At 66.9% G+C, this 25037-nt stretch carries 24 protein-coding genes and 1 pseudogene; 6 read left to right on the top strand and 19 right to left on the bottom strand.

What is annotated here, in order from left to right:
- Position 1 precedes the first annotated feature (1 nt).
- From EV191_RS14570 to EV191_RS14530, 9 genes and pseudogenes are all read right to left on the bottom strand, one after another.
- Positions 2-2515, bottom strand: a complete 2514-nt coding sequence (locus tag EV191_RS14570) for an NADH-quinone oxidoreductase subunit G (protein WP_132877578.1) — start codon at positions 2513-2515, stop codon at positions 2-4.
- On the bottom strand, positions 2512-3822 hold the full coding sequence (nuoF, locus tag EV191_RS14565; RefSeq protein ID WP_132877577.1) for an NADH-quinone oxidoreductase subunit NuoF: 1311 nt from the start codon (positions 3820-3822) through the stop codon (positions 2512-2514). The genes EV191_RS14570 and nuoF overlap by 4 nt, the downstream gene beginning before the upstream one ends.
- Positions 3819-4604 carry an NADH-quinone oxidoreductase subunit NuoE gene (gene nuoE / locus EV191_RS14560; RefSeq protein WP_132877576.1) on the bottom strand — a complete coding sequence of 262 codons (786 nt, stop codon included), beginning with the start codon at positions 4602-4604 and terminating at the stop codon, positions 3819-3821. Before nuoE ends, nuoF begins: the two co-directional genes overlap by 4 nt.
- Entirely contained in the window at positions 4601-5917 is a 1317-nt protein-coding gene (locus tag EV191_RS14555; protein ID WP_132877575.1) for an NADH-quinone oxidoreductase subunit D, read from the bottom strand. Before EV191_RS14555 ends, nuoE begins: the two co-directional genes overlap by 4 nt.
- Positions 5914-6678, bottom strand: coding sequence for an NADH-quinone oxidoreductase subunit C (locus tag EV191_RS14550; protein ID WP_132877712.1), 765 nt, complete (start codon positions 6676-6678; stop codon positions 5914-5916). The genes EV191_RS14555 and EV191_RS14550 overlap by 4 nt, the downstream gene beginning before the upstream one ends.
- A gap of 199 nt (positions 6679-6877) precedes the next feature.
- A pseudogene (locus tag EV191_RS14545) lies at positions 6878-7423 on the bottom strand (NuoB/complex I 20 kDa subunit family protein); the annotation flags it as partial.
- Complete coding sequence (locus tag EV191_RS14540) at positions 7414-7785, bottom strand: NADH-quinone oxidoreductase subunit A (RefSeq protein WP_132877573.1); 372 nt, start codon at positions 7783-7785, stop codon at positions 7414-7416. The gene EV191_RS14540 and the pseudogene EV191_RS14545, both read right to left, overlap by 10 nt.
- A 469-nt stretch (positions 7786-8254) precedes the next feature.
- Entirely contained in the window at positions 8255-9538 is a 1284-nt protein-coding gene (locus tag EV191_RS14535; RefSeq protein WP_132877572.1) for a geranylgeranyl reductase family protein, read from the bottom strand.
- A gap of 75 nt (positions 9539-9613) precedes the next feature.
- The gene (locus EV191_RS14530; protein ID WP_132877571.1) at positions 9614-10297 is read right to left on the bottom strand and encodes a demethylmenaquinone methyltransferase; all 684 of its coding nucleotides are present in this window, start codon (positions 10295-10297) and stop codon (positions 9614-9616) included.
- A gap of 176 nt (positions 10298-10473) precedes the next feature.
- Here EV191_RS14530 and EV191_RS14525 point away from each other — a divergent pair, with 176 nt between their 5' ends.
- Positions 10474-11304, top strand: coding sequence for an inositol monophosphatase family protein (locus EV191_RS14525; protein ID WP_132877570.1), 831 nt, complete (start codon positions 10474-10476; stop codon positions 11302-11304).
- Positions 11305-11314: 10 nt separating this feature from the next.
- On the opposite strand, the gene EV191_RS14520 is transcribed toward EV191_RS14525, so the two are convergent.
- Both EV191_RS14520 and EV191_RS14515 read right to left on the bottom strand, forming a co-directional pair.
- On the bottom strand, positions 11315-11791 hold the full coding sequence (locus EV191_RS14520; protein WP_243658963.1) for a DUF3592 domain-containing protein: 477 nt from the start codon (positions 11789-11791) through the stop codon (positions 11315-11317).
- A gap of 54 nt (positions 11792-11845) precedes the next feature.
- Positions 11846-13345, bottom strand: coding sequence for a M1 family metallopeptidase (locus tag EV191_RS14515; protein ID WP_132877569.1), 1500 nt, complete (start codon positions 13343-13345; stop codon positions 11846-11848).
- A 155-nt stretch (positions 13346-13500) separates the two neighbouring features.
- Here EV191_RS14515 and EV191_RS14510 point away from each other — a divergent pair, with 155 nt between their 5' ends.
- Positions 13501-14286, top strand: a complete 786-nt coding sequence (locus EV191_RS14510; protein WP_132877568.1) for a LamB/YcsF family protein — start codon at positions 13501-13503, stop codon at positions 14284-14286.
- A 96-nt stretch (positions 14287-14382) separates the two neighbouring features.
- On the opposite strand, the gene menD is transcribed toward EV191_RS14510, so the two are convergent.
- Positions 14383-16155 (bottom strand): 2-succinyl-5-enolpyruvyl-6-hydroxy-3-cyclohexene-1-carboxylic-acid synthase, encoded by a 1773-nt coding sequence (gene menD / locus EV191_RS14505; protein ID WP_132877567.1) that lies wholly within the window; start codon positions 16153-16155, stop codon positions 14383-14385.
- Between the two features lie 203 nt (positions 16156-16358).
- On the opposite strand from menD, the gene EV191_RS30100 reads away from it, so the two are divergent.
- Entirely contained in the window at positions 16359-16529 is a 171-nt protein-coding gene (locus EV191_RS30100) for a hypothetical protein (protein WP_165912957.1), read from the top strand.
- Between the two features lie 34 nt (positions 16530-16563).
- Positions 16564-17436, top strand: a complete 873-nt coding sequence (locus EV191_RS14500) for a 1,4-dihydroxy-2-naphthoate polyprenyltransferase (protein WP_132877566.1) — start codon at positions 16564-16566, stop codon at positions 17434-17436.
- 41 nt (positions 17437-17477) lie between these two features.
- Here the strand turns inward: EV191_RS14500 and EV191_RS30095 are convergent, their stop codons facing one another.
- The 3 genes from EV191_RS30095 to EV191_RS14490 form a co-directional block, all read right to left on the bottom strand.
- Positions 17478-18011, bottom strand: coding sequence for a hypothetical protein (locus tag EV191_RS30095; RefSeq protein WP_165912956.1), 534 nt, complete (start codon positions 18009-18011; stop codon positions 17478-17480).
- A gap of 173 nt (positions 18012-18184) precedes the next feature.
- Positions 18185-18511 carry a DUF4229 domain-containing protein gene (locus EV191_RS14495; RefSeq protein WP_132877565.1) on the bottom strand — a complete coding sequence of 109 codons (327 nt, stop codon included), beginning with the start codon at positions 18509-18511 and terminating at the stop codon, positions 18185-18187.
- Between the two features lie 9 nt (positions 18512-18520).
- Positions 18521-19006 (bottom strand): Lrp/AsnC family transcriptional regulator, encoded by a 486-nt coding sequence (locus EV191_RS14490; protein WP_132877564.1) that lies wholly within the window; start codon positions 19004-19006, stop codon positions 18521-18523.
- Between the two features lie 182 nt (positions 19007-19188).
- On the opposite strand from EV191_RS14490, the gene EV191_RS14485 reads away from it, so the two are divergent.
- Positions 19189-19416, top strand: a complete 228-nt coding sequence (locus EV191_RS14485) for a BldC family transcriptional regulator (RefSeq protein ID WP_132877563.1) — start codon at positions 19189-19191, stop codon at positions 19414-19416.
- 96 nt (positions 19417-19512) lie between these two features.
- Positions 19513-19704 (top strand): hypothetical protein, encoded by a 192-nt coding sequence (locus EV191_RS14480; RefSeq protein ID WP_132877562.1) that lies wholly within the window; start codon positions 19513-19515, stop codon positions 19702-19704.
- A gap of 286 nt (positions 19705-19990) precedes the next feature.
- Here the strand turns inward: EV191_RS14480 and EV191_RS14475 are convergent, their stop codons facing one another.
- The 4 genes from EV191_RS14475 to EV191_RS14460 all read right to left on the bottom strand — a co-directional run bounded on the left by EV191_RS14475 (position 19991) and on the right by EV191_RS14460 (position 24993).
- Positions 19991-21277, bottom strand: coding sequence for a MinD/ParA family ATP-binding protein (locus tag EV191_RS14475; protein ID WP_424565465.1), 1287 nt, complete (start codon positions 21275-21277; stop codon positions 19991-19993).
- A 316-nt stretch (positions 21278-21593) separates the two neighbouring features.
- On the bottom strand, positions 21594-22613 hold the full coding sequence (gene ccsB, locus EV191_RS14470; RefSeq protein WP_132877560.1) for a c-type cytochrome biogenesis protein CcsB: 1020 nt from the start codon (positions 22611-22613) through the stop codon (positions 21594-21596).
- A complete protein-coding gene (gene resB, locus EV191_RS14465; protein WP_424565459.1) occupies positions 22613-24223 on the bottom strand; it encodes a cytochrome c biogenesis protein ResB in 1611 nt (536 codons plus the stop codon). The genes ccsB and resB overlap by 1 nt, the downstream gene beginning before the upstream one ends.
- Positions 24220-24993: a cytochrome c biogenesis CcdA family protein gene (locus EV191_RS14460; protein ID WP_132877559.1), complete on the bottom strand. Its 774-nt coding sequence runs from the start codon at positions 24991-24993 to the stop codon at positions 24220-24222. The genes resB and EV191_RS14460 overlap by 4 nt, the downstream gene beginning before the upstream one ends.
- Positions 24994-25037: the final 44 nt, after the last annotated feature.

Raw genomic sequence — 25037 nt, 5'->3', positions numbered from 1 at the left:
TTCATGCCTGGCTGCCTCCGCCCCTGAGCACGACCAACGATCCGTGACCGACCCCGAGGTCGCGGCGAATCTTGCCGAACTCGCCACCACCTGGCGCCCACACCACCCCGTCGGGCAGATCAGCGATCTCCACGGGCAGCCGCACCTCGCCGCCACCGTCCACTGCGGCGGAAAGCACGGCCAGCTCGCCCTTGCGCAGACCCGCTTCGGTTGCGGTGTTCGCCGACATCCTGACGCATCGGGTACGCGCGGTACCGGCCAGGGCGGGTTCATCGGCCTGTAGCGATCCGCCGTCCAGTAGTTCCCGCCAGGTGGCGAGTACCGCCTGGTTGGGTTTGCTACGCGTCGGCTGCTCACTCGGTTGCGCGTTCGGCGCGGCGGCCACCGCGGTACCGGCGTAGCCGATCCGCAGCAGATCCTCCGTGGCCGCCTTCGGTGTCTGGGTGAACAGGTCCGCGTCCATCTCGATGGCGAGCGTGTCCAGCACCCGGCAGTCCGGCAAGGTCGCACCGTCCGAACGATGCAGCGCGATCTCGAACGGCCGGTGCCGGCCCTCCCAGTTCACGAAGCTGCCGTCCTTCTCCGGCGCGGCCGCGACCGGCAACACCACATCGGCGAGCTCGGTGACCGCGGAGTGCCGTACTTCCAGGCTCACCACGAAACCGGCGGAGCGCAGCGCGGTCCGCGCGAGCGCGGGATCCGGCAGATCGTCCGGGTCGACCCCGCCAACGAGGAGTCCACCAAGCTCACCGTCCGCGGCCGCGCGCAGGATGTCCGCGGTGTCCTTGCCCTGCTCGGTCGGCAATGCACCGGCCTCGAGGCCCCAGGCCGTTTCCAGCTCGGTGCGCGCCGCCGCATCGGCGACCGCGCGGCCACCGGGCAGCAGGGTGGGCAGCGCGCCGGCTTCGAGCGCCCCGCGCTCACCTGCGCGGCGCGGGATCCACGCGAGCTTGGCCCCCGTCGACTCGGCGAGCCTTGCCACCGCGGAGTAAAGCCCCGGTACCTCGGCTGCCCGCTCACCGACCAGTAGTACCGCGCCGGGCGCGGAAAGCTGGTCACGCACCGCGGAATCGAGATGATCGAGTTCCTTCGGCTCCTCACCCGGTACGGCCGGCAACAGCGTGCCGAAGGTCTTGGTGACCGCGGGCGAGGTCCAGGACGCCAGGTGGAAAACCTTGGTTCCGCTCTTGCGGGCCGCCTTCCGCAGCCGCAAGAAGACGATCGGCGATTCATCCTCCGGCTCGAGCGCCACGCAGAGCACGGCGGGCGCCTGTTCGATCGACGCGAAGCTGACGCCGGTTTCCGGGTTCGTGCCGAGCACCTTGGCGGTGAGGAAGTCCAGTTCCTCGGCCGAATGCGCCCGCGCGCGGAAGTCGATGTCGTTGGTCCGCAACGCGATCCTGGCGAACTTGCTGTAGGCGTAGGCGTCCTCGAGGGTGCTCCGCCCGCTGGCGAGAACGCCGACCCCGCGCTCGCGGGCCGCGGTCAGCCCTTCGGCCGCGACCCGCAGCGCCTCGGTCCACGAGGCGTCCTCCAGCTTCCCGGTCTCCGCGTTACGCACCTGCGGGCGCAGTACCCGGTCGGCCGCGGCGACGTACGGGAAGGAGAAGCGGCCCTTATCGCAGATCCACTCCTCGTTCACCTCGGGATCATTGCTCGCCAGCTTGCGCATGATCTTGCCGCGCCGGGTGTCCACCCGCTCCGCGCAGCCGGACGAGCAGCCTTCGCAGATGCTCGGCGTGGACACCAGATCGAACGGCCGGGACCGGAACCGGTAGGCCGCGCTGGTCAACGCGCCGACCGGGCAGATCTGGATGGTGTTGCCGGAGAAGTAGCTCTGGAACGGCTTGCCTTCGATGGTGTTGGCCGCGGATTCGGCCTCATCGGCGATCGCGGCCGTCGCGGAGGTACCAATCTGCTGACCGGCGCCGCGTTCCAGCAACTCGATGAACGGGTCACCGGCGATCTCGTTGGAGAACCGGGTGCAACGCTGGCAGAGCACGCAGCGCTCCCGGTCGAGCAGCACCTGACTGGAGATCGGCAGCGGCTTCGGGAAGGTCCGCTTGGTGTCCACGAACCGCGATTCGGCACGGCCGTTGGACATCGCCTGATTCTGCAGTGGACATTCGCCGCCCTTGTCGCAGATCGGGCAGTCCAGCGGGTGGTTGATCAGCAGCAGCTCCATCACGCCCTGCTGGGCCTTGTCCGCGACCGGCGAGGTGTGCTGGGTTTTCACCACCATGCCGTCGGCGACCGGAACCGTGCAGGAGGCCTGCGGTTTCGGCATCGGCCGCCCGCCCATCTCCACCTCGACGAGGCACTGCCGGCAGGCACCGGCAGGGTCGAGCAGCGGATGGTCGCAGAAGCGCGGCACCTGGATGCCAAGGCGCTCGGCGGTACGGATGATCAATTCGCCCTGCGGCGCGACGACTTCGAGGCCGTCGATGGTGAGCTTGACGTAGCCCTCGGGGACTTCCAGCTCACCCTCGTGGTTGCGATCCGCGGCCAGGGTCATGATCCAGCTCCAGCGAGTGCGGGTTCGGTCTGCGACGCGCCCTTTGCCCTGTTGCTCTCACACAGCGCGAGGAACTCGTCCTTGAAGTACTTGATGCCACTGGTGATCGGCGAGACGGCGCCGTCGCCGAGCGCGCAGAAGGACCTGCCGAGCACGTTGTCGCACACATCGAGCAGCGTGTCGATATCGGTTTCGGTGCCCTCGCCACGGACCATCCGCTGCAGGATCTGGGTGAGCCAGTAGGTGCCTTCCCTGCAGGGCGTGCACTTACCGCAGGACTCGTGCTTGTAGAACTCGGTCCACTTCATCACCGCCCATGGCACGGACACGGTCTCGTTGAAGATCTGCAACGCCGTGGTGCCAAGCATCGAGCCGGCCTCGGCGGCACCCTCAAAGTCCAGCGGTACATCCAGGTGCTCCGCGGTGAACAGCGGGGTCGAGGAACCGCCCGGGGTCCAGAACTTCAGCGGAATACCGTCTTTCATCCCGCCAGCAAGATCCAGCAGTTCTCGCAGGGTGGTGCCGAGCGGCGCCTCGTACTGGCCGGGACGCTCCACATGTCCGGAAAGCGAGTAGATCTTCGGGCCGGGTGACTTCTCCGAGCCCATCGTGCGGAACCAATCGGCCCCCGCGTTCACGATGTACGGCACGCTGGCGATGGTCTCCACGTTGTTCACCGTGGTCGGCTGCGCGTAGAGCCCGGCTGCCGCGGGGAACGGCGGCTTCAGCCGGGGCTGGCCACGCCGGCCCTCCAGCGAGTCGAGTAGCGCGGTTTCCTCGCCACAGATGTAGGCGCCGGCACCGGCGTGCACCACGAGTTCCAGGTCGAAGCCGGAGCCAAGGATGTTCTTGCCGAGGTAGCCGGCCTGGTATGCCTCCGCGACCGCGGCGTTCAACCTGCGGATGCAGTGCGGCACCTCGCCGCGCACGTAGATGAAGCAGTGATGCGCGCGCATCGCGTACGAGGCGATCACGCAGCCCTCGATCAGCGAATGCGGGTCGGCCATCATCAGCGGGATGTCCTTGCAGGTTCCCGGCTCGCCCTCATCGGCGTTGATCACCAGGTAGTGCGGCTTGTCCTCATTGGGCGGCATGAAGCTCCACTTCACGCCCGCGGGGAAGCCGGCACCGCCACGTCCGCGCAGCCCGGAGTCCTTGACCAGCTGAACCAACTGCTCCGGGCTACCGCGCAGCGCCTTCGGCAGCGCGGTGTAGCCCTCCAGCTGCTCGTAGGTGCGCAGTGTCCACGAGTTCGGGGACAGCCAGCGCTTGGTCAGTACCGGGGTCAACTTGTCCACTTCGGTCATTTCTTCTCCGGCGCTGGTGGCAGGTCGACGTTGTCCGGCATGGCCGGCGCGGTCCAGCCGCGCTCGTTGGCCAACTGCGCGCCGCGCAGCGTCGCCGCCGAGGCGGACGGTCCGCCGACGGCCTCCGCCGCGGTGTCGAAGCCGGCGGCGAGCTGGTACTCCACGCCGCGGAAGTCGGTCAGCGGAGCACCCCTGGTTGGCGCCGGCTTCTCGCCGCGCCGCAGGGCATCCACCAGGTCCACAGCGGACTCGGTGGTCTGGTTGTCGTAGTACTCGTAGTTCACCTGGAGTACCGGCGCGAAATCGCAGGCGGCGAGGCATTCCGCGTGCTCGAGGGTGATCGAGCCCTGCTCGCCAGGGGTACCCGAGGTTTCCTCGTGGCCAAGCGGTTTGTCCTCGCTGCCCAGGTGCGTGCGCAGCTTGTCGTAGATCGCGTCGCCGCCGAGCGCCGCGCACAAGGTGTTGGTGCACACGCTCACCAGGTGCTCACCGCAGGGCTTGCGCTTGTACATGGTGTAGAACGTGGCCACCGCGCTTACCTCGGCGGTGCTCAGCTCGAGCTGGTTCGCGCAGAACGCGATGCCGTGCTGGGACACGTAACCCTGCACCGACTGCACCAGGTGCAACAGCGGCAACAGCGCCGAGCGGGACTGCGGGTAGCGCGCGATGATCTCCCGCGCCGTGGCGACCGTGTCCGCCCCGAACGGAGAATCCTCCGGCAGGCTGTCCACATCGGTCGCGGTTCCCCTGCCCGCGCCGTGCGAAAGCGCATCCGCGGTCATCGGTCGCACCCTCCCATCACCGGATCAAGCGAAGCGACGGCCGCGATCAGGTCGGAGACCAGCGCGCCCTCGGACATCGCGGGCATCGCCTGCAGGTTCACGAAACTGGGTTCCCGGACGTGTACCCGCATCGGTCGGGTGCCGCCATCCGACACCATGTGATAGCCGAGCTCACCGCGTGGCGACTCGATCGGTACGTACACCTGCCCTGGCGGCACCCGGAAGCCTTCGGTGACCAGTTTGAAGTGGTGAATCAGGGACTCCATGGACTGGCCCATGATCTTGCGGACGTGCTCGAGCGAGTTGCCCATCCCGTCCGAACCGATGGTGAGCTTCGCCGGCCAGGCGATCTTGGCGTCGTCCACCATGACCGGTCCTGGCTCCAGCTTGCGCAGGCACTGCTTCATGATCTTCAGCGACTGGTGGATCTCCTCCAGCCGGATCAGGTAACGACCGTAGGAGTCGGCCTCGGTGGTGGTCGGCACCTCGAAGTCGTACTCCTCGTAGCCGAGGTACGGCTCGGTCTTGCGCAGATCCCATGGCAGACCGGCGGAACGCAGTACCGGGCCGGTGATGCCGAGCGCGAGGCAGGCATCCACCGGCAGGTATCCGACGTCCTTGAGGCGCGCCTGCCAGATCGGGTTCCCGGTGAGCAGCTTGTCGTAGTCCGGCAGCCGCTTGTCCATCACCTTGATGAACTCGCTGACCTTCTCCTGGTAGTCCTCGGGGAAGTCCTGGGCGAGCCCGCCCGGCCGGATGAACGCGTGGTTCATCCGCAGCCCGGTGAGGTGTTCCAGCAGGTGTAGAGCTTCCTCGCGCTCCCGGAAACCGTTGGTCATCCCGGTCAACGCGCCCAGCTCCATACCGCCGGTCGCGAGCGCCACCAGATGCGAGCTGATCCGGTTCAACTCGAGGAGCAGCACCCTGCCGATCTGCGCACGGCGCGGCACCTCGATGCCGAGCAACTTCTCCACGCCCATGCAGTAGGCGGCCTCATTGGACAGTGGCGCGAGGTAGTCCATCCGCGTCACGAAGGTGACGCCCTGGGTCCAGGTTCGGTACTCGGTGTTCTTCTCGATCCCGGTGTGCAGGTAACCGATGACCGATCGCATCTGGGTGACCGTCTCGCCCTCGAGTTCGAGGACCAGCCGCAGCACGCCGTGCGTGGACGGGTGTTGCGGCCCGAGGTTCATGACGATCCGCTCGTCACCCGCGGCGTCTTCGAGTACCTCGTCCCAGTCGCCACCGGTAACCGTGTACACCCGGCCCTCGGTGGTTTCCCGAGCGCTGGCATACGGGTCGGCGCTGGTCATGAGTACGCCCTCCGTTCGTCCGGTGGCGGTATTTCGGCACCCTTGTATTCCACGGGAATCCCGCCCAATGGGTAATCCTTACGCTGTGGATGCCCATCCCAGTCGTCTGGCATCAGGATCCTGGTGAGCGCCGGGTGACCGTCGTAGACGATCCCGAACATGTCCCAGTTCTCTCGCTCCTGCCAGTCCGCCGTCGGGTAGACCTCGACAACCGAGGGAATATGCGGATCGTCCACATCGACCGCGACCTCGAGGCGAATCCGCCTGCGGTAGGTCATCGAGGTGAGGTGATAAACGGAGTGCAGCCGCTGCGGGACGTCGACGCCATAGTCCACCGCGGACACGGAGCTGCACAGTTCGAAGCGCAACGAGGGATCCTCGCGCAGCGTCCAGCAGACGCCGACCAGGTGCTCCCGGTGCACGTAGAAGGTGATCTCGCCACGGTCCACGGTGACCTGCTGGATCGCGCTTTCCGCGATTCCCTTGGCCCGCAGCGCTTCAAGCAGATCGTCGGCGAGTTCGTCGAACCAACCGCCGTACGGCCGCTCGGTGGGCGGCGCGACATGCGCCGGCAGCCGCAGCCCGCCGTAGCCACTGGTGTCTCCCGCGTCGCTGACGCCGAACATTCCGGCGCGCGCACGGCCGGCGACCACCGGCTGGTAATCGGCGGGACGCGCGGCGCCTTCGGCCGGTTCCAGGCCAGCGTCCTGGTGTTCGGCGCTGGAGTGCTCGTCGCCGGGGTCGGGTTTACCGGAGCCGATCAGCTTGTCCTCCTCACTCACCGCTACCCCTTTCCGCACTGTCCTTTTCGGCCTCGCTGGACTCGATGGCCCTGGTGCGCAGCACCCCACCGGGTGCCAGCTCAGCGTTCTTGTCCTTGCCGTGCAGCTTGACGAGTTCATGCGCGGGGGTGTCCGCGGTGCGCGGGTCACGTGGCCCCTGGAACAGGTCGGCGTTCTTCTTCGTCGCGTAGCGCACCGAGGAGGGCAGCAGCGGAGTGCGCTCCCCACTGTCCGCCTTGAGCTTCGCGCGGGTCGGGCCGAGCGGCTCGTCGGAGATCTTGTCGTGCAGCTTGAGGATCGCGTCCATCAGCATCTCCGGCCGGGGCGGGCAGCCGGGCAAGTACATGTCCACCGGCACCACGTGGTCCACGCCCTGGACGACCGCGTAGTTGTTGAACATGCCGCCGGAGGAGGCGCACACGCCCATGGCGAGCACCCAGCGCGGCTCGGCCATCTGGTCGTAGATCTGGCGGAGCACCGGCGCCATCTTGTTGGTCACCCGACCGGCCACGATCATCAGATCGGCCTGCCGGGGCGAGGGGCGGAACACCTCCATCCCGAAGCGACCAAGGTCGTAGCGGGTGGCGCCGGTGGTCATCATCTCGATGGCACAGCAGGCGAGTCCGAAGGTCGCCGGCCACAGCGAGGCCCTGCGCGTCCAGTTCACCAGCTTCTCCACGCTGGTCAACAGGATGCCGTTAGGCAGCTTTTCCTCTAGTCCCATTCGAGTCCACCTCGGAGCCACTCGTAGATGTACGGGATCGTGATCGCCACGATGAAGATGAACACGGATACGAAGCCGAACAGCCCGACGGAGTCGGCGGCCACCGCGTAGGGGTAGAGGAAGACCATCTCGATGTCGAACAGGATGAACAGCATGCCGGTGAGGTAGAACTTCACTGGCACCCGGCCGCCGCCGACTACCGGCTGCGGCGAAGGTTCGATCCCACACTCGTAAGGGTCGAGTTTTGCCTTGTTGTACCGACGCGGTCCGACCAGCGGCGCGACGGTCACGGAGAACACCGCGAACGCGCCAGCCACCGCGATCAGCAGTATGAGCGGAACGTATGACTCCAGTCCCGTCATACCGGACTCGCTTTGCGCGAGCTGTCCAGACGCGACAATCGCATCCGCCCCCAGCCGCGCAGTGTCAGGTACCAACACCGTCTCCGCCGTCCTTTCGGCCGCCTTGGCCCGCCGGTCGCTACTCGACGCACCCTAAAGGGTGTTCATCACTGTCGCCCGAGTTAGGAGGACCTAACCCGGACTGGTCACGGCGGCGAGCCCTTCAGCTATCGGCGACTTTGTGAAAGTCTTCACAATCTATCGTGCAAGGTTGTGAAGTGATTCACAAGCCGCCCGCCCAGTGTAGGACGCGTATTCCGGCGTTGTCTGCGGGGTTCGGCTTACCCGGATCTGGCTCGGCTGACCGGAAACGTGCCGGACATAGCCCTCCGCGAAGCGCTGAGCGGCGCCGATGCGCGCGCCGGAGGACCCAGACAAAGGGCACCCTAAGTGACAGAGCACACCAGGGTTTGTTGATCTAGTAAAGGCCTCAGACGCTCGGCGCGAGCCGGGTTGCGGCGGCGATGATCCGATCGACCGCATCGCCGTCCTTGGCGTCGTAGCACCCGCTCATCCCCTTGTACACCAACGGGATGAGCGTCTTTACCCGCAAGCCGTACTTGGTACAAGCACGCATCACGCGCGGATGGCCGATCAGTTTGGCGAAGACATTGCCCAGCCGGTAGTACCCACCCATGAGCTCCTTGAGCGCCTGGGGATAACCGGCGAGCGCACGCTCCCGCGATGGCCCCTCAGGACGGGCGAGTGCCTGCACCACGTGTTCGGCAGCCAGCTTCGCCGACTCCATCGCCGAGGGGATCCCCTCGCCGTTGAACGGGCTGACCATCCCGCCGGAGTCGCCGACGAGCAGCAGTCCGGCGCGGTAGTGCGGGGTGCGGTTGAAGCCCATTGGCAGGCCGGCACCGCCGATCCGCCCGGTGGCGTTCTCCTCGCGGTAGCCCCATTCCTCCGGGGTTCCGTCCAGCCAGGTGCGCAGCAGGGCGCGGTAGTCGGTACTGCGGAAGGCTTTCGAGGTGGACAGCATGCCGAGGCCGACATTGACCGTGCCGTCGCCGAGCGGGAATGCCCAGCCGTAGCCGGGCAGCAACTTCGGCTGCCGCGGATCACTGCGGTCCCACAGTTCGAGGTGTCCCTCGATATACGGCTCGCTGTGTCGAGGGCTGCGGTAGTACCTGCGCACCGCCACACCCATCGGGCGGGTGTCCGATTTCTCGATGCCAACGGACAGCGCCAGCCGCGCGGATACGCCGTCGCAGGCGAGCACCAGCGGCGCCCGGTACCGCACGGGCTCGCGTTCCGGGCCGGATTTGCCGTAGACCCCGGTGATTCGCCCGGTGCGCTCGTCGGTCAGCGCGCCCTGCACGGTGACCCGTTCGAGCAGCCGGGCACCAGCGCGCTGCGCGGTACGGGCGAGCAGCTCGTCGAAATCGTGCCTGGTTCGGGAAACCCCGTACGGCGGGAAGCTGGTCAGCTCCGGCCATGGCAGTTCGAGGAGCAGTTCATCGGTGCGAATGCGCAGTCCTTTGCTGTGCATCCAGCCGGCTTCCTCGCTGGTGTCGATGCCGAGATCGATGAGCTGCTTCACGCCGCGGGGGGTGAGGCCGTCCCCGCACACCTTGTCCCTCGGGAAGGTGGTTTTCTCCAGCAGCAGCACGTCGATTCCCGCGCGGGCCAGATACGTTGCCGCGGTCGCTCCGGCCGGGCCGGCGCCAACCACGATCACCTGGGCGTCCTGCTCTGCGGGCGTGCTCATCGCGCTCCTCGAATGGGGGATTCGAGAACCAGTCTAACGACCTGTTCGCCGGCTGTTCGGCGATGGCTAGCTCGGTTACTTCACCGCATGGTGCAGCGCGACCACACCAAAGGTGAGGTTCAGCCAGGCAACCTCGCGCCAGCCAGCCTCGGCCATCATCTTGCCGAGGGCGCGCTGGTTCGGCCAGGCGAGGATGGACTCCGCGAGATACGAATACGCCTCCGCGTTTGACGCGACCCGTTTGGCCAGCGCCATCAGCAACCGCAGCAGCACCCGCTGGTAAAGCAACCTGATCGGCGCGAAGCGCGGCGTGGAGCATTCGCAGATCACCAACCGCCCGCCCGGCCTTGTCACCCGGTAGGCCTCGCGCAGCGCACTCGACACATCGTGCACATTGCGCAGTCCAAAGGAGATGGTCACGGCGTCGAAGCTGTTGTCCGCGAACGGCAGTCGCATCGCGTCCGCGCCGACCATCGGCACCCGCCGGTGTTTGCCGTTACGCAGCATGCCGATGGAGAAGTCCGCGGCGACGCACCAGGCACCAGAACGGCTGTACTCGACGGTGGACACCCCGGTGCCGGCGGCAAGATCCAGGATCCGCTCGCCCTTTTTGGCATCAAGCACTCTGCCGGTCACCGTCCGCCAGCGGCGATCGAAGCCGAACGTCATGACGGAGTTCGCCCGGTCATAACGCTTCGCGACGCCGTCGAACATCTCGGCGACCTCGCGTGGATCCTTGTCCAGATTCGCCCGCGACATGCTCCGCAGCTTACTTGGTCGATCTGGACACATCGCCCAGCCGACCGCGCACGTCCTCGGCGGGCGCCGGATAATCAACGGTTAGCCCGCTAAACGCGGTATTGCCACGAACAGCTCAACGGACCGTCACCTCACGGTCGCTGCCAGGTCACCGGGCTGGCGCAGGCTAGGGTGGTATGACGCTCTTGTCCGCGCGCCCAGGCAAGCCCGTAGAACCGGGCTTGATCTCCCGAGCACTCGAAGTCGCCGGTCGGCTGGCCAACGATGCCACCGAAGTGATCACGGCGACGGCTGGCCGCGGTGCCCGGCCGGATGTGAAGGAGTCTCCGTTCGACTGGGTCACGGACACCGACCGGACGCTCGAACGGCACACCCGTCGCGTGCTGACCACCGAGTTCGCCGGTATTCCCGTGGTCGGCGAGGAGTTCGGCGCCGACGTCGGGGCGGCCGAGGCGAGGTATCGCTGGGTGGTTGATCCGGTCGACGGCACCGCGAACTACGTCGCGGGTGTGCCCTGGTGCGCCTACAGCCTCGCGCTGGTGGACGGCAGTGGGCCGGTGGTTGGTGTGGTCGCCGACCCGTACCGGGGGCAGATCTACGCGGCGGCGCGCGGCAGGGGCGCGCGGGCCAACGGCAAACCGGTACGGCTGCCGGAACAGGCCGTGACCGGTGGCTCGATCGTCTGCACCGAGTTCGCGCGCGGCACGCCGTGGCCGGGGATGGGCCGGTTCATCGAGCGCGCGGCCCAAGCCCATGCGGCGGTACGGGTGCTCGGTTCGGCCGCGCTCGCGATCGCCCAGGTCGCACTGGGCCATGTGAGCGCCGCGGTGCTGCACTCCTACCACGAATGGGATGTCGCCGGCGCGCTCGCGCTCGCGCTGGAAGCGGGCGCGGTCGTCCAGGACCGCAATGGCTCGCCGGACGCGATCCCTACGGATGGCCTGCTGGTCGCCGCGCCCTCGGTCGCCGAGGAAGTGCGTAGCTGGTGGCAGGACGCCACCGGATAGCCGGCTGGGGCTAGGTAGCCGGGGTTACCGCCGGGCTCGGCGCGGTGGGGCGGCGCAACCACCACAGGATCGGACCGGCGATGGCCCACGTGATCAGCATCGTGCTGCCGACGGGGAGCAGGGTAAGCGACATATTGCGCCCGGCGACGCGCGCCAGCTCCGGGTCCTGCTGGTCGTATTCGATGCGCACGACCTGCCCTTCGGCAAGACCGCCCGGATACAGCACCCCGTTCGGCGGGATGTGCACCATCTCGTCCGGTGTCTGGAACCGCACCAGGGATCGGTCCGAGTCCACCGAGATCACCTCGGCGTTCGCGAACCCGGTTCGCGAACCGATGGCTCGGTCGTTTTGCCATGCGGCGAAAACCAGCGTGATGCACAGGAAACTGAGCGTAGCCGCGGTAACCGTGACGACGAGCGTGACGATCCGCCGTGGCCTGCGGCCACGCAGCTTTTCCCGCACCAACGCCAGCACGGTGCCGAGCATATCGACCACCGGGTGGGCGCCAGCCGGCCGGCGAGCACCCACCCGGGGCAGGGCCTAGTTCTGATGTAGCAGCTCGTGGTTGCGGCTGATCTTCGCGAAGGCTGGCGGTTCGGCCTGTGCCGCACGGCTGCCAGTAGCCGAACCATTCGGCCCGACCGGCGGTTTGCCCGGGGTGAACAGCCAGGTGTCGAACAGCTTGTCCAGCTGCTTGCCGGATATCCGCTCGGCCATCGCGATCATGTCGTGAACCGAACCGGTGCCGTTCGCCCGTTCGGCTGGCCAGGTCCGGAGTAGTTCGAAGAACGCCGCGTCGCCAATCTCGGTGCGCAGGGCCTGCACGGCCATCGCGCCTCGGTCGTACACGGCCGGATGGAACTGGTTCTCCGGCCCCGGATCGCCGGGTTTCACCTGCCAGAACGGGTCATCCGCGGGGTACTGGTCGTAGAGGTACCCGGCGAGTTCGGCCGCAGTACCCTCGCCGAGGTATTCCGACCAGAGGAACTCCGCGTAGGACGCGAACCCCTCGTTGACCCAGATATCCCGCCAGCCGGTTACCGAGACCAGGTCGCCGAACCACTGGTGCGCCAGCTCATGTGCGACCACGTAGGTGTTCGAACTCCCGTCATCGAAGAAGACCTCGTCGTACACCGGGCGGGTTTGGGTCTCCAACGCGAATCCCACACCGGGGCTGACTACCCCGCCGTTCGCCTCGAACGGGTAAGGCCCGAAGTACTCGGAGAGCACCTCGGTGACGTCGACTGTCCGTCCCAGACTCGCCTTCGCCGCCCGCGCGTTGGCCGGGTCGAGCGATCTCGAATAGGCCGTGACCAGTGGCTTACCGTCCGGTGTGGTGTCCTCGATGACCTCGAAGTCGCCAACGGCCAACGTGGTCAGGTAGCTCGCTTGTGGACTTGTGCTCCGCCAGTTCCACCTGGTCCAACCTGGCCGCTTGGACTCCTTGTCCAGTAGCCGACCGTTGGAGATCGCGGACACGTCATTGGGCACCTCGACCGATACGTCGAAGGTCGCCTTGTCCAGCGGATGATCATTGCTCGGATACCACCAGCTGGCGATATGCGGCTGATCCACCGCGAGCGCACCGTCCGGGAGGCGTTTCCACGCGGTGAAACCGTCCACTTGCACGGTGGATGGCACGTCCTGGTACCGAACGGTGATCGTCATCGGCTGCCCCTTGGCGATCGGCCGCTTCGGGGTCACGCGGAGCTCGGCTTCGCCTTCCCTGGCAAACTTCGCGGGCTGGTTGTTGACCCGCACCGAGCTCGTGTCGAGGGCGAAGTCCAGGTAGAAACTGGACAGCGGTTGGGTGGAGGTGGCCAGGATCGTGGTCGTCCCGGCGAGTTCGTCGGTCTTCGGCTGGTAAGTGAGCCGCAGGTCGTAGTAGTCGACGTCGTACCCGCCGTTGCCGGATCCCGGGTAGTACGGGTCGCCGATACCTGGCGCGCCGGGTTCCGTTGCGCTGGCCGTACTGCCGAGCAGTACGACGGCGAGGCCGGTAGCTAGCGCGGTGGTCGCCGCGCGTGCTCGCACCCGCATGGTTGCCTCCCAAGGCGGTGTGGAAACCACAGATGTGAAAACAATGTGATGCAGAGAAACTTAGTGAGGCGGCGAAGCTCCGGCTACCGTCTTAAGGCCGGTTTCGCGCTGGCCCGGATGGCTGTCACCCGCACGGTACGACTCGAACGGACACAATGGACGACACGGTGCGCAATACCCCCACTATCGACCTGAACAGCGATCTCGGCGAGGGGTTCGGGATCTGGGAACTCGGCGACGATCAGGCCATGCTTGGCATCGTGACGAGCGCGAATGTCGCATGTGGCTTCCACGCCGGTGACCCTTCGGTGATGCGCGGGGTATGCGCGCGGGCCGCATCCCGAGGGGTGGCGATCGGCGCGCAGGTGAGCTACCGGGACCTCGCTGGGTTTGGCCGGCGCTATATCGATGTGGATCCGACGACCCTGGCTGATGAGGTGCTCTACCAGATCGCCGCGCTGGATGGCTTCGCGCGTGTGGCCGGTTCGGCGGTGCGGTACGTGAAGCCGCACGGGGCGCTCTACCACGCGTGCGCGCGAGACACGCGGCAGGCGCAAGCGGTGGTGACGGCGGTTCGGGAGTACGGCGGCGCGCTGCCGGTACTTGGGTTACCCGATTCGGAGCTACTCCGGGCCGCTGAGCGAGCCGGGCTACCAGCCGTGCCGGAAGCCTTCGCCGATCGCGGGTATACCCCGGACGGCGCGCTGGTGCCCCGCGCAGAGCCAGGTGCGGTGTTGACCGATGTCGACGAGATCGCGCGGCGCTGCGTGGGGATGGCACTGCACGGCACCGTGCCGGCCGTCGACGGCAGCACGATCCGCTGTCCGGCACGGTCAATCTGCGTGCACGGGGATACCCCCAACGCTGTGGCGATCGCCGCGCGGGTGCACCGCGAACTCACCGAAGCGGGCGTACCCGTCCGCCCGTTCATCGACGACTAACACCCAACTCTCCCACCTGCGAAAACATCGCGTTTAGCACGCTAAACGTTGATTCTGCGCCGCGTTCAGCGGGCTAAACGTTGAGAGAGCGCGCGCTCAGGAGTCGGCGGCCAGCGCGCGCACGGCGCCGTTCACCTCGGCGTACAAGCGTTGATGCAGCCCGCGCAGCGCGTGCCGATCCACCCGGACCTCGACCACGCGCAGCCCCACAGGTGCCCGCAACGCCGCCCGCAGGCCGGCCGCGTCCCGCACCAGCTCGTGCGGCACCCGATAGCCGGCGCACAGCGCCGCCAGATCCGCCCCATGCGGAGTTCCGAACACCCGCTCAAAGCTCGCCGCGTGCTCCGCGGCGCCCTGTTCAAGCAGCGAGAAGATCCCACCGCCGTCGTCGTTGAGCACCACGATGGTCAGATCGGGCGCGGGCTCCTGCCCGCCGACCAGTAGCCCGCCCACATCGTGCAGAAAGGTCAGATCGCCGAGGAACGCGTAACTCGGACCACCGAAGGCGAGTGCCGCCCCGACCGCCGTGGACACGCTGCCGTCGATACCTGCCAGCCCACGGTTGGCCAGCAGCGTCACATCCGTACGCCGCCGCGCGGCGAAGTCCACCTCGCGCACCGGGTTGGACGAACCGAGAAACAGCAGCGAGTCGGCCGGCAGTGCCGCCACCAGATCGCGTGCCACCTGCAGCCCGGTCGGCCAGGACTGCGCGGCGAGCACCCCCTGCAACGCGGCACCGGCCGCCTCGTCGGCGGCGCGCCAGGAAGCGGCGAACTCCCCGCTCGCCCTGTCGGCCAAGTCGGCTTGTTTCTCCAGCAGACTGACCGCTTCCACGCTCAACCACGGCGTCACCGAACGCGCGACGTACTGGGCATCCGCCCAATCTCGGGGTGAGCCGACCACATGCACCTCGGGCGCCTCCGCAAGCAGCCGGGATACACCTCTTGAGAGCGTCGGCCTGCCGACGACCAGCACCGAATCCGGACGGAGCGCCGCGCCGATCCCCGCTCCGGCGGCGTTCAGCAACAGGGTGCCGTGCGGCAGCTCCATCCCGGTGGCATCCGCGGGCGGCTCGACAAGCAGCGGCCAGCCAATCCGGCGCGCCACTTCGGCGGCCTCGGCGACCTGATTGGCGGGGGCATCACAGATCAGCACCAGGGTGCGCGGCTCGAGCCGATTCAGCAGCGCGGCGCCCATGGTGTCCAATATCGACGTTTCGACCTCGTCCAACCTGGTGACTTCGGTCCACACGGCGCCGTCCGGACGGCCCGCAAGCGACTCCGGCCAGTCCGTCTCCTCGTCGGGCACCAGCGGTTCCCGGAACGGCACGTTCAGATGGACGGGCATATCGCGTTCCGCGAGCGCCCGCGCGATCATGCCGCGCCATGCCGCGTTCTGGCCGGCTCGCCGCTCGGCGACCGGGAAGTCGACTGTGGACACAAGCGGTTCGAAGATGCCGTGCTGCACGGTTGTCTGGTTGGCCCCGCTGCCGACCAGCTCGGGCGGCCGGTCCGCGGAGACGACGATCAGCTGCACCGCGGAATGTCGCGCTTCGAGTACGGCCGGGTACAGATTGGCCACCGCCGTACCCGACGTGCACACCACGGCTACCCTGCCCTGCCGAGTGCCTTCCACGTTTTCCATCGCCACGTTCTCCATGGCCATCGTCTTCGCGAGGCCGAGTGCGAGGAACCCCGCGCTGCGCTCGTCGATGCGCACATGCAGCGCTACCCGCCCAGCGGCCTCCGCGCGGTGCAGCGCTATCGCCAGTGGTGCGTTACGCGAACCGGGGCAGCACACCACGTGCCGCACCCCACCCCGGATCAGCTCGTCTACGAGCACCAGGGCGGCTGCGGTAGCCGGGTTCACCGGTCCCGCTCCACTGGCTCAGTCGATGTCACACGAACCATTCTCCCAAAGCTCACTTGCAGGGCCCGCCGGGAAAGGCCCGTGACGTCCAGCACCCTACGAACGTTGGTCGACAAGGCGCCATGGCCGTTTGTACTTTCAGTGCACGCTCTTCCGACTCGCGGAAGTACCCCGCACTGCCGCGCTCGCGGATTGGAGATGCCATGCGTCCTGCCAAAGCAGCCGACCAGCGGCCCCGGTTACGGCTGGTCGCGGCCTTGCTTGCCGCCGCGGCGGCCTCGTTTGCACTGGCCTTCGGTGCCAGCACGGCGAGCGCGGCCGACCAGCCGAGCACGACGGAACACACGCTCGCCAGCGGCACGCTCACCTGGTGACCGGCTACGCCGAGCGGCGTAGCAGGATGGTCGAGTGGCCGAACTCGCACAGTGGATCGAGGGGGCAAGGCCCCGAACGCTACCCAACGCCATCGCTCCGGTACTCGCCGGCGCTGGTGCGGCAGCCGCGCTGGACACCTTCTCGTGGTGGCGTAGCGGGCTGGCGTTGCTGGTCGCCCTCGCACTGATTATTGGCGTCAACTTCGCCAACGACTACTCCGACGGGGTTCGCGGCACCGATGCCGACCGGGTCGGACCGTTGCGCCTGGTTGGCTCGCGGCTGGTGACCCCGAACCGGGTGCTGGCCGCCGCACTCGGGTTCTTCGCGCTCGCAGGCGTAGCCGGACTGGTGCTGGTCGCCGCCACCGGTTACTGGTGGCTGCTTGCCATTGGCGCCGGCTGCATCCTCGGCGCCTGGTATTACACGGGCGGCACGCGACCGTACGGCTATGCCGGATTCGGCGAGGTGGCGGTCTTCTGCTTCTTCGGCCTGATCGCGGTACTCGGCACCCAGTACGTGCACGCCGGCACGGTGAGCTGGCTCGGGGTGCTCACCGCCGTCGCGGTTGGCTCGTTCTCCTCGGCGGTGCTGGTGGCGAACAACCTGCGGGACGTCCCCACCGATACCGAGGCGGGCAAGCGCACCCTCGCGGTCCTGCTTGGCGAGGCACGGACGAGGGTGCTCTACACCTGCCTCATCGCGCTGCCGTTCGCCCTCACCGCGGTCGGCGCGCTGAGCAACCCCTGGCTACTGCTCAGCCTGCTTTCCGGGGTGCTCGCGGGTAAGGCGCTGCGGGTCGTGCGTAGCGGCGCGGGCGGACTCGCGCTGATCCCGGTGCTGCGGGATACCGGACTCGCGATGCTGCTCTGGGCGGCGATCGCGGCGGCCGCGCTGGCCTTCGGCTGACCCCACTTCGACTCACCCCACAGGGCGGCGACGACCGCGCGTCAGCCCTTGCCGCCCGGACGCCCCCGGTTACCTTGGCCGGCGCCGCGCCGGCGGCCAACCACGAACGCGAGGACCAGCAGCACGACCACGGCACCGCCGCCGAGCCACAGGTACATCCGGCTCTGGGTGAACGCACGCATGTCGGCAAAGGTGCCCGTGAAGACCGTGACGTAGTCACCACAGGAAACCTGGGCGGATCCAGAGAACCACGGCTCATAGGTTTCCCGCTGGTAGTTCGGACGATCCCGCTCCGAAGGCCCCACTGAAACGTCGCGCTGGCCGCCCTGCTCCGGCTCGACCTGACATTTGAAGCTTGCCCTGCCGTCCGGCTCGTCCTCTTCGATCAGCAGGGTGCCGCCGGTCCACTCGTAGTAGTCATTGCGGTGATCGGTCAGCCTGCTTCCGCCAAACCCGGCCACCAGCTGCACGCCGAGGCCGGCGATCAACACAAGCGCGGCGAGGATCAGGAACACCCTGCCGAGCGGGTTGAACTTCTTACCGAACGCCCCGAGGCTCGAGAACAAGTTACTCACGGCGCATTTCCTACCACGAAGCGCGCCAGCTCGCCCACGGTTCAACACGGTCCGCGACCAACCGGGCCGGTACCAAAAAGTTACCGGCGTCACGCCCTGGTGCGGGGACCAGCCAACGACGAAACGTAAAGGAACTTTGACTCAAAACGGCCATGCCTTGACCAACCGGAGAGTCAACTCTCAGGATCTTCTTCGTTCTTGGCGGTTTCTTCGCCCCGCTCGCCGGCGTCCTCACCGCGCAACTGAGCGCGCAGCTTGGCCCGCTCCTGTTTGCGCACCTCGGCGCGGGCGGCCAAACCGGCGTTAACTCGCTGGTGCAGCCCCCGAAAAAGCAGCAGGGCCAGCGGAAACGCGGAAATAAAGGCAATCAGCAGCGCGACAAGCAGCGGAACCTGGGCCAGCACCAGCAGTACGCTGATGAGCGCGATCAGTCCAAGGCGCGCGAACAGGTATCTGAACAGGTCGCCCTTCAGCTGACTGGTCTCGCTGGCTTGTGACATAAGCCCAGGTTACGCGGGACTAGCCGGAACATCGCGGGCGGTATGGGCGCCTTGTGCGGTGTTCGGGCGCCCCTCGAATCGGGTGGACAGCACCACGGTCGTCCGCGTGCGGGCAACCCCGTCGATCCGGCGCAGTCGGCCGAGCGCGCGCTCCAGATCGTCCACGCTTGGCAGCCGAACCTTGACTACGAAGGCCTCCTCGCCGGCCACCGCGTAGCACGATTCGACTTCGCTGAGCTGGCCTAACGCGTCGGCGACCGCGTCTTCCTCCGCGCTGTCGGTCAGTTCGATACCGACAAGTGCGGTCACTCCAAGCCCGATCGAAGCGGGGTCAACCTCGGCGTGATACCCGGTGATTACCCCGGAACTCTCCAACTTGCCCACACGTTCATGCACGGCAGAGGCAGAAAGTCCGACAAGCCGCCCCAGCTCGGCGTAGGTTGCCCTACCGTTGAGCCGTAGCGCGTCCACGATCGTTCGGTCGAGCGCATCCACAGCGGGCAGGTTACGCGCTCGAATTCTCCGGCCCGAACTGGTCGCTTTGTCCCATTACTACCTCTTTACCATCAGACAACCGTTCGAGTACCCGGCGGGCGAGATGCAACTATGCGACCGGAAAGCCTGATTCAGCGTGCGGCGAGTAGGCCGAACGCGCCCATAGGTACAAGGAGACGACCATGACCATCGCTGCTGCGAGCCACCAGGTCGAGGAGCACCTGCTCACACCAGGCGAGGTTGCCACGTTGTTCCGGGTCGACCCGAAGACCGTAACCAGGTGGGCAACCGCCGGCCGGATCGGTTCCATCCGGACCCCTGGCGGGCACCGCCGGTTCCGCGAGTCCGAGGTTCAGCATTTGCTCTCGCAGCTGACCACCGAAGCCGGCGAGCCGGCTCGGGTGGAGTAGACCGAGCGACAACCGCCACCCAATACGGCGAAAACCGGCCGAAACAGCTAACCTCGGGGGTACGACCCAATTCGAACCCCTTGGAGGTGGCGGGCGATGCTGTACCTGCTCGCGGCAGTCGGCGCGATAGCGGTTGCCGTACTCCTGTGGCGTTCGTTCGGATCGGAACGTTTGGGTGTGCCCTCCCGTGGGCCGTCCGGCTCGGTGTCCGCACCGGACGACGACCCCGACTTCCTGCGCGAACTGGACGAGCAGAACCGGCGCAAAACCGAGGAAGACGGCAAGTAGCGACTACCCGTACGGGTGCTTACTGCTTGACTTGACGAAGCGGCTGGCCAGGCACTGGTCGGCCGTTTCGCCGTTTCTGGACCTTCGCGCGATCAACGTTTAGCCCGCTGATCGCGATACTCCGCACCCGGCGCCAGCCGCCCACGGCAACCCCGTTTCAACGGTTAGCCCGCTAAACCAAATTACTTGCAGACGCTAATAATTCAACGTTTAGCCCGCTGAACGCGTTTACTTGTACGCGCTAAGGACTCAACGGTCGGCGTGCTAAACGCGATATTTGCGCTGGTCAGCGAAGGGTGCGGCCCTCATTCGGGAAGCCGTCCGCGACCGTGGACGCCAATTCCAGCAGGGCGAGTCTGGTCGCTGGGGCCAACCGGTCCAGCTCGATCTCCGCGCCTTCCTCCAGATGCGGGTCGAACGGGATACGGCAGACCGCCCGGCACCGGTGACTGAAGTGGTCAACCAGCTTGTCCAGGTCGACCGAACCACCCTTCGAGCGCACCGAATTGATCACCGCGACGGACCGCGCGACCAGATCGCCATAGCCGTGCGCATCCAGCCAATCCAGCGTGGCCAGCGCACTGCGGGCGCCATCCACCGAACCGGAGGACACCAGCACCAGCGAATCGGCAAGCCCGAGCACGCCACGCATCGCCGAATGCATCAAACCGGTACCGCAGTCGGTCAGCACGATGTTGTAAAAGTGCTCGAGCAGATCGATGGTGCGCCGGTAGTCCTGCTCGGAATACGCCTCGGATACGGCCGGGTCCTGCTCGCTGGCCAGCACTTCCAGCCTACTCGGACCCTGCGAGGTGTACGAGCGGACATCGCTGTACTTGCGCACCCGGTCCGCGTCCCGCAACAGATGTCGCACGGTGGCGGTGGTCTCCAGCGGAATCTTCTGGCTCAGCGTGCCACGGTCCGGGTTGGCGTCCACCGCGATCACCCGGTCACCCCGCAACGAGGCGAAGGTGGAACCCAGCGTGGTCGTCGTGGTCGTTTTACCCACGCCGCCCTTCAAGCTCAGCATGGCGATCTTGTAGCAGCCCCGCAGCGGCTGGTTCACCCTGCCGATCAGTTCCCTGCGGTGTTGATCGGCAGGGCTCTCGCCAAGGTTCACCAGATGCCCGGTCACCTGGTAAACGGCCTTGCGCCACCCGGACTGCGGCGTGCGCTTCTTCGGTTTGAGCAACTGGGCCGAGCTCAGGTCGTTCGCGCCGAGCGGTTGGCCGCCGTGGCCTCGGGTGGGCCGCTGCGCGGCCGGCTGATGCGGCGCGAGCGGCGGCAACGGCGCCTGCGTCGGATCGCTCTGCTGGTAAGGCTGGTGATGCGGAGCCTGGTGTGAGTAGTCCAGCTGCGGCGGCTGCCCGTGGTACGGCGGCTGCGGCTGATTGCCGTAGTCCTGCGGCGGCTGGCTGCTGCCGTAGTCCGGCACGGGCGGCTGAACCGGCTGCATCGCGGGCGAGGTCGGGCCGGTGAGCTGGGCCTGCGCCGGCTGACTCGCCTGCGTTGGCTCGGCCGCTTGGGTTGCCTGTGTTGGCTCCGGCCCCGGGTTTGCCTGCGTCGGTTCCACGGCCGCATGCCGGGGCGGGGCTTGCTCTTGGTTGGCTGGCTCCGATCCGGCAGCGCCAGCCTCACCCGACTGGCCGGCGCCCTGCCCATCCTGACCAACCGGCGGTAGCGCCGGATGCCTGGCGGAGTCGGTGGGCTCCTCGCCGGCCAGCGGATGTGCCGAGGACGGCTCGGGCGTTGCCTGCTGCTCCTGGCCTGGCTCGTCCCGTGCACCTGTCACCGCTGCCGTCCTCTCTGTACATCACGCGTACTTGACCGAAGTATCCGAACGCGACGGTATCCGTACTCCGGCCCGCGGGTCGAGGAACGCGGCGGAGTTAGCCCACACCAGCGTAAGAATGCAATCCAGCGGTAACCAGATTGACGAAGAACAGATTGAAGATCATCGCCGCGAAGCCCACGGTATTGATCACCGCGGCCCGGATGCCCCGCCAGCCGGCGGTCGCCCTGGAATGTAGGTAGGCCGCATAGATCACCCAGGCGATGAACGAGACGGTCTCCTTCGGATCCCAACCCCAGAACCGTCCCCAGGCTGCCTCAGCCCATACCGCGCCAACGATGATCGCGAAGGTGTAGATCGGGAAGGCGAAGACCGTTGTCCGGTAAGCGATCCGGTCCAGCACCGCCTCGCTGGGCAGCCGGCTCACGAAGCCCGCGAACCGCTGTGGGTTGGCCGCGTTTGCTCGCCGGAAAAGGTAAAGCACGCTGGCCACGCCCGGCACCAACAACAGCCCACTGGACGCGGCCACTGTGGATACATGGATCACGATCCAGTACGAGTCCAGCGCTGGCTGCACCGGGGCGGCAGTGGTGTACAGCGCGGTTCCCGCGATGAACATCAGGATCACCACGGGCAGCAGCACGTACGCGGTGACGTACCTGGCTACCACCTTGCGCAGCACGACCACCCAGGCGATCACCGCGGATACGCAGGTCACCGAGATGAACTCGTACATATTGCCCCACGGCACCCTGCCTGCGGCGAAGCCACGCAACACCAATGAAGCAAGGTGCACCAGGATGCCGAGTACGGTGAGTGCGACCGCCATCCTGCCTACCCGATCTGGCAATGATCGGGCATAGCTGATGGTCGACCAGCTCTCCTCGTCCGTGTCGCTGGTGTCGCGGCCAGTCGCTGCCGCGGTGGATTCGACCGACGAATCGCCCCGGCCGCCGGTGCCGACCAGTTCCCGTTCCCGCTGCCGCTGTACGGCTTGCCGGCGGCTGCGACCAAAGGCCTGTTCGGCAGCGTAGAAGGCGAGCGCGAGCACATAGATCAACAGTGCGGCGCGGAACGAGTAGTCGCTGAAGGTCGACAGGGTCTCGTTGACCGGCATCAGTTCTCCTCCCGATGCGAGACGGCAGCATTATCGAGGAGGTCACCGGCTAGCTTGGTGAACTCCTCGCCATATCCCGCCTGGTCAGTGCGCGCAAGGCCACCAACCTCCACCACAGTACGTGCGGTCCCCTCGCCGGCTTCGGCCGGGGCCACACGCAGCCAGAATCGCCGCCGCTTGACGGTCAGGCTGGCACCGAGGCCAAGCAGCATCGCGCCGGAGAACACGAGGACCCACATCTGGGTGGCGTCCCTGGAAACCTGGATCGAGATCCAGCGATCAATTCCGTCGAAGCTGATCTTGGTGCCGTCCTCCAGGGTGATTTCCTCGCCGGGGCGCATGTTCTCCCGCGCGACCCGCTTCAGCGCGCCCTTGTCCACCTGGGACTGATCGATCACGAAGATGTTCTGCCCGCGCCCCGAGTCGATCCCGAGGTCTCCCTGCATGATGTCCACGGCGACGGCAGGGTCCCGCAGATCTGGGAACGCGGAGCTGAGCACGTTCCCGTCAAACGCGGCGGTCGGTGCGAACAACCCGGTGATGGCCAGCTGCTTTTTCCGCCGCTCTGCCGGATCGGTGATGCCGGGCGGGTCGAACTTCGCCGCGCCTTCGGACAGGTAGGTGGTCGGGTCGACCGGACGCCACTGCGTGTTCTTGGTGCGCTTCTCGCCGTTCGGGAAGGTGACCGTGAAGATCGGCGCGTACCCGTGGTCAAGCAGGTAGACCCGATCGCCCTCGACCCGCAGCGGGTGGTTCACCTCGAGGTCGTATGGCCGCCAGGTACCGGTTTCCAAGTCCTCGCCGGCCTGGTATTCCAGCTTCGCGTGGTACTGCACTGGCTGACCGGTCGGCAGGTACTCGGGGTGAAACTCGTTGACCTTGACGCACAGCGGGGTCAGCTCGGTGCCGTCCACGCTGAGCCCCGGACGGAACGAGTCGAAGGCGTACACCCCGGAGTTGCAGAACTGCGAACCGTTGGCGTGCACGATGACGTTGCCCTCGTACTTGAACATCCCGCCGAGTCCGAATGCGACAACCAGGCCGAGCAGTGCGAAGTGGAATATCAGATTGCCGGTCTCGCGCAGGAACCCGCGCTCGGCACTGATGGTGCGCGCACCGGAGTCCTCGGTGCTCTCGACCGTGCGCCAACCACGCAACCGGGTCCGGGCGGTGGCGATTACCTCGTCCGGGGTGGCTGCCAGCGTCCCTTTCTGGTGGTGCGGCAGCCGATTCATATTGCGCGGAGTGCGGACTGGCTTGGCGCGCAGCTGTCTGACGAATTCGAAGGTGCGCGGTACCAGGCAGCCGATCAACGAGATCATCAGCAGCACGTAGATCGCGGAGAACCACACGCTGCCGTAGATCTCGAAGAACTGCAGCCGATCGAGCAATTCGCCCCACCAGCCGTAGTTCTCGATGTAGTCGGCGACGGCATTGGTGTTCAAACTGCTCTGCGGCAGCAGCGCGCCGGGCAACGCGGCGAGCGCGAGCAGGAAGAGCAGGATCAGCGCGGTGCGCATCGAGGTCAGCCCGCGCCAGCTGTTGCGCAGCAGGGCAAACAGCCTTCTCGGCAGGTTGTTGCGCCGTGGCCGGGTTTCGGTCTCGGTCACAGCGGCAGCTCCACGTCGTTGATGAACGCAACGCGCATCCAGATCATCAGCTCGTTCCAGAGCCCGCTCACCAGCAGTACTCCGACGAGCAGCAGGAGTGCTCCGCCGAAGATCTGGACCTTGCGCCCGTTCCTGCGCAGCCAGCCGGTGGCCCGCACCGCCCAGCCTGCGCTGAACGCGATGAGCATGAACGGCAGCCCCAGCCCGAGGCAGTACACCAGGACCAGCAGGAAACCACGCGCAGCCGTTTCACCGGTGCTGCTGGCGATGGCTAGCACCCCGCCGAGCGTCGGACCGATACACGGCGTCCAGCCGAGACCGAAAACCGCGCCGAGCACCGGCGCGCCGAGCAGCCCACCCCGTGGCGTGCGGTGTATCCGTACATCCCGCTGCAGCCAGGGGATCAGTCCGAGGAACACCAGCGCCATCGCGATGGTGATGACGCCACCGATGCGTTGCAGCAGTAACTCGTTGACCAGGATCGCGTCCGCGAGCCAGACGATGCCGCCAACACCGGCCGCGAAAACTACCGTGAATCCCGCGATGAACAGCGCGGTCGCGCCGACCAGTTTGCCCCTGCCCCGTTTACGCCCCTCGTCCGCGCCGACCGCGGGGGCGTCCGCGCCGACCAGCCCAGCGAGGTAAGCGAGATAGCCAGGAACCAGGGGGACCACACAGGGCGAGGCAAAGGAGATCGCGCCGGCGAGCAACGCTATGCCGGCAGCGAGCAGCAGCGGCCCCGAGGTGGCGAGCTCGGTAACGGCGTTCACGCTTCCCAGCGTAGGTACCCCCAGACCGCATCGGCCGACCGGGT

The organism is Tamaricihabitans halophyticus (assembly GCF_004340875.1).
Taxonomy (GTDB): Bacteria; Actinomycetota; Actinomycetes; order Mycobacteriales; family Pseudonocardiaceae; genus Tamaricihabitans; species Tamaricihabitans halophyticus.
This window is presented reverse-complemented; position numbering and strand designations above follow the sequence as displayed.

Bases quoted from the DNA above. Each gene is read 5' to 3' on its own strand.
- EV191_RS14570 (WP_132877578.1), bottom strand. From the start codon at position 2,515: ATGACCCTGGCCGCGGATCGCAACCACGAGGGTGAGCTGGAAGTCCCC.
- nuoF (WP_132877577.1), bottom strand. From the start codon at position 3,822: ATGACCGAAGTGGACAAGTTGACCCCGGTACTGACCAAGCGCTGGCTG.
- nuoE (WP_132877576.1), bottom strand. From the start codon at position 4,604: ATGACCGCGGATGCGCTTTCGCACGGCGCGGGCAGGGGAACCGCGACC.
- EV191_RS14555 (WP_132877575.1), bottom strand. From the start codon at position 5,917: ATGACCAGCGCCGACCCGTATGCCAGCGCTCGGGAAACCACCGAGGGC.
- EV191_RS14540 (WP_132877573.1), bottom strand. From the start codon at position 7,785: ATGACGGGACTGGAGTCATACGTTCCGCTCATACTGCTGATCGCGGTG.
- EV191_RS14535 (WP_132877572.1), bottom strand. From the start codon at position 9,538: ATGAGCACGCCCGCAGAGCAGGACGCCCAGGTGATCGTGGTTGGCGCC.
- EV191_RS14530 (WP_132877571.1), bottom strand. From the start codon at position 10,297: ATGTCGCGGGCGAATCTGGACAAGGATCCACGCGAGGTCGCCGAGATG.
- EV191_RS14525 (WP_132877570.1), top strand. From the start codon at position 10,474: ATGACGCTCTTGTCCGCGCGCCCAGGCAAGCCCGTAGAACCGGGCTTG.
- EV191_RS14520 (WP_243658963.1), bottom strand. From the start codon at position 11,791: ATGCTCGGCACCGTGCTGGCGTTGGTGCGGGAAAAGCTGCGTGGCCGC.
- EV191_RS14515 (WP_132877569.1), bottom strand. From the start codon at position 13,345: ATGCGGGTGCGAGCACGCGCGGCGACCACCGCGCTAGCTACCGGCCTC.
- EV191_RS14510 (WP_132877568.1), top strand. From the start codon at position 13,501: ATGGACGACACGGTGCGCAATACCCCCACTATCGACCTGAACAGCGAT.
- EV191_RS30100 (WP_165912957.1), top strand. From the start codon at position 16,359: ATGCGTCCTGCCAAAGCAGCCGACCAGCGGCCCCGGTTACGGCTGGTC.
- EV191_RS14495 (WP_132877565.1), bottom strand. From the start codon at position 18,511: ATGTCACAAGCCAGCGAGACCAGTCAGCTGAAGGGCGACCTGTTCAGA.
- EV191_RS14485 (WP_132877563.1), top strand. From the start codon at position 19,189: ATGACCATCGCTGCTGCGAGCCACCAGGTCGAGGAGCACCTGCTCACA.
- EV191_RS14480 (WP_132877562.1), top strand. From the start codon at position 19,513: ATGCTGTACCTGCTCGCGGCAGTCGGCGCGATAGCGGTTGCCGTACTC.
- ccsB (WP_132877560.1), bottom strand. From the start codon at position 22,613: ATGCCGGTCAACGAGACCCTGTCGACCTTCAGCGACTACTCGTTCCGC.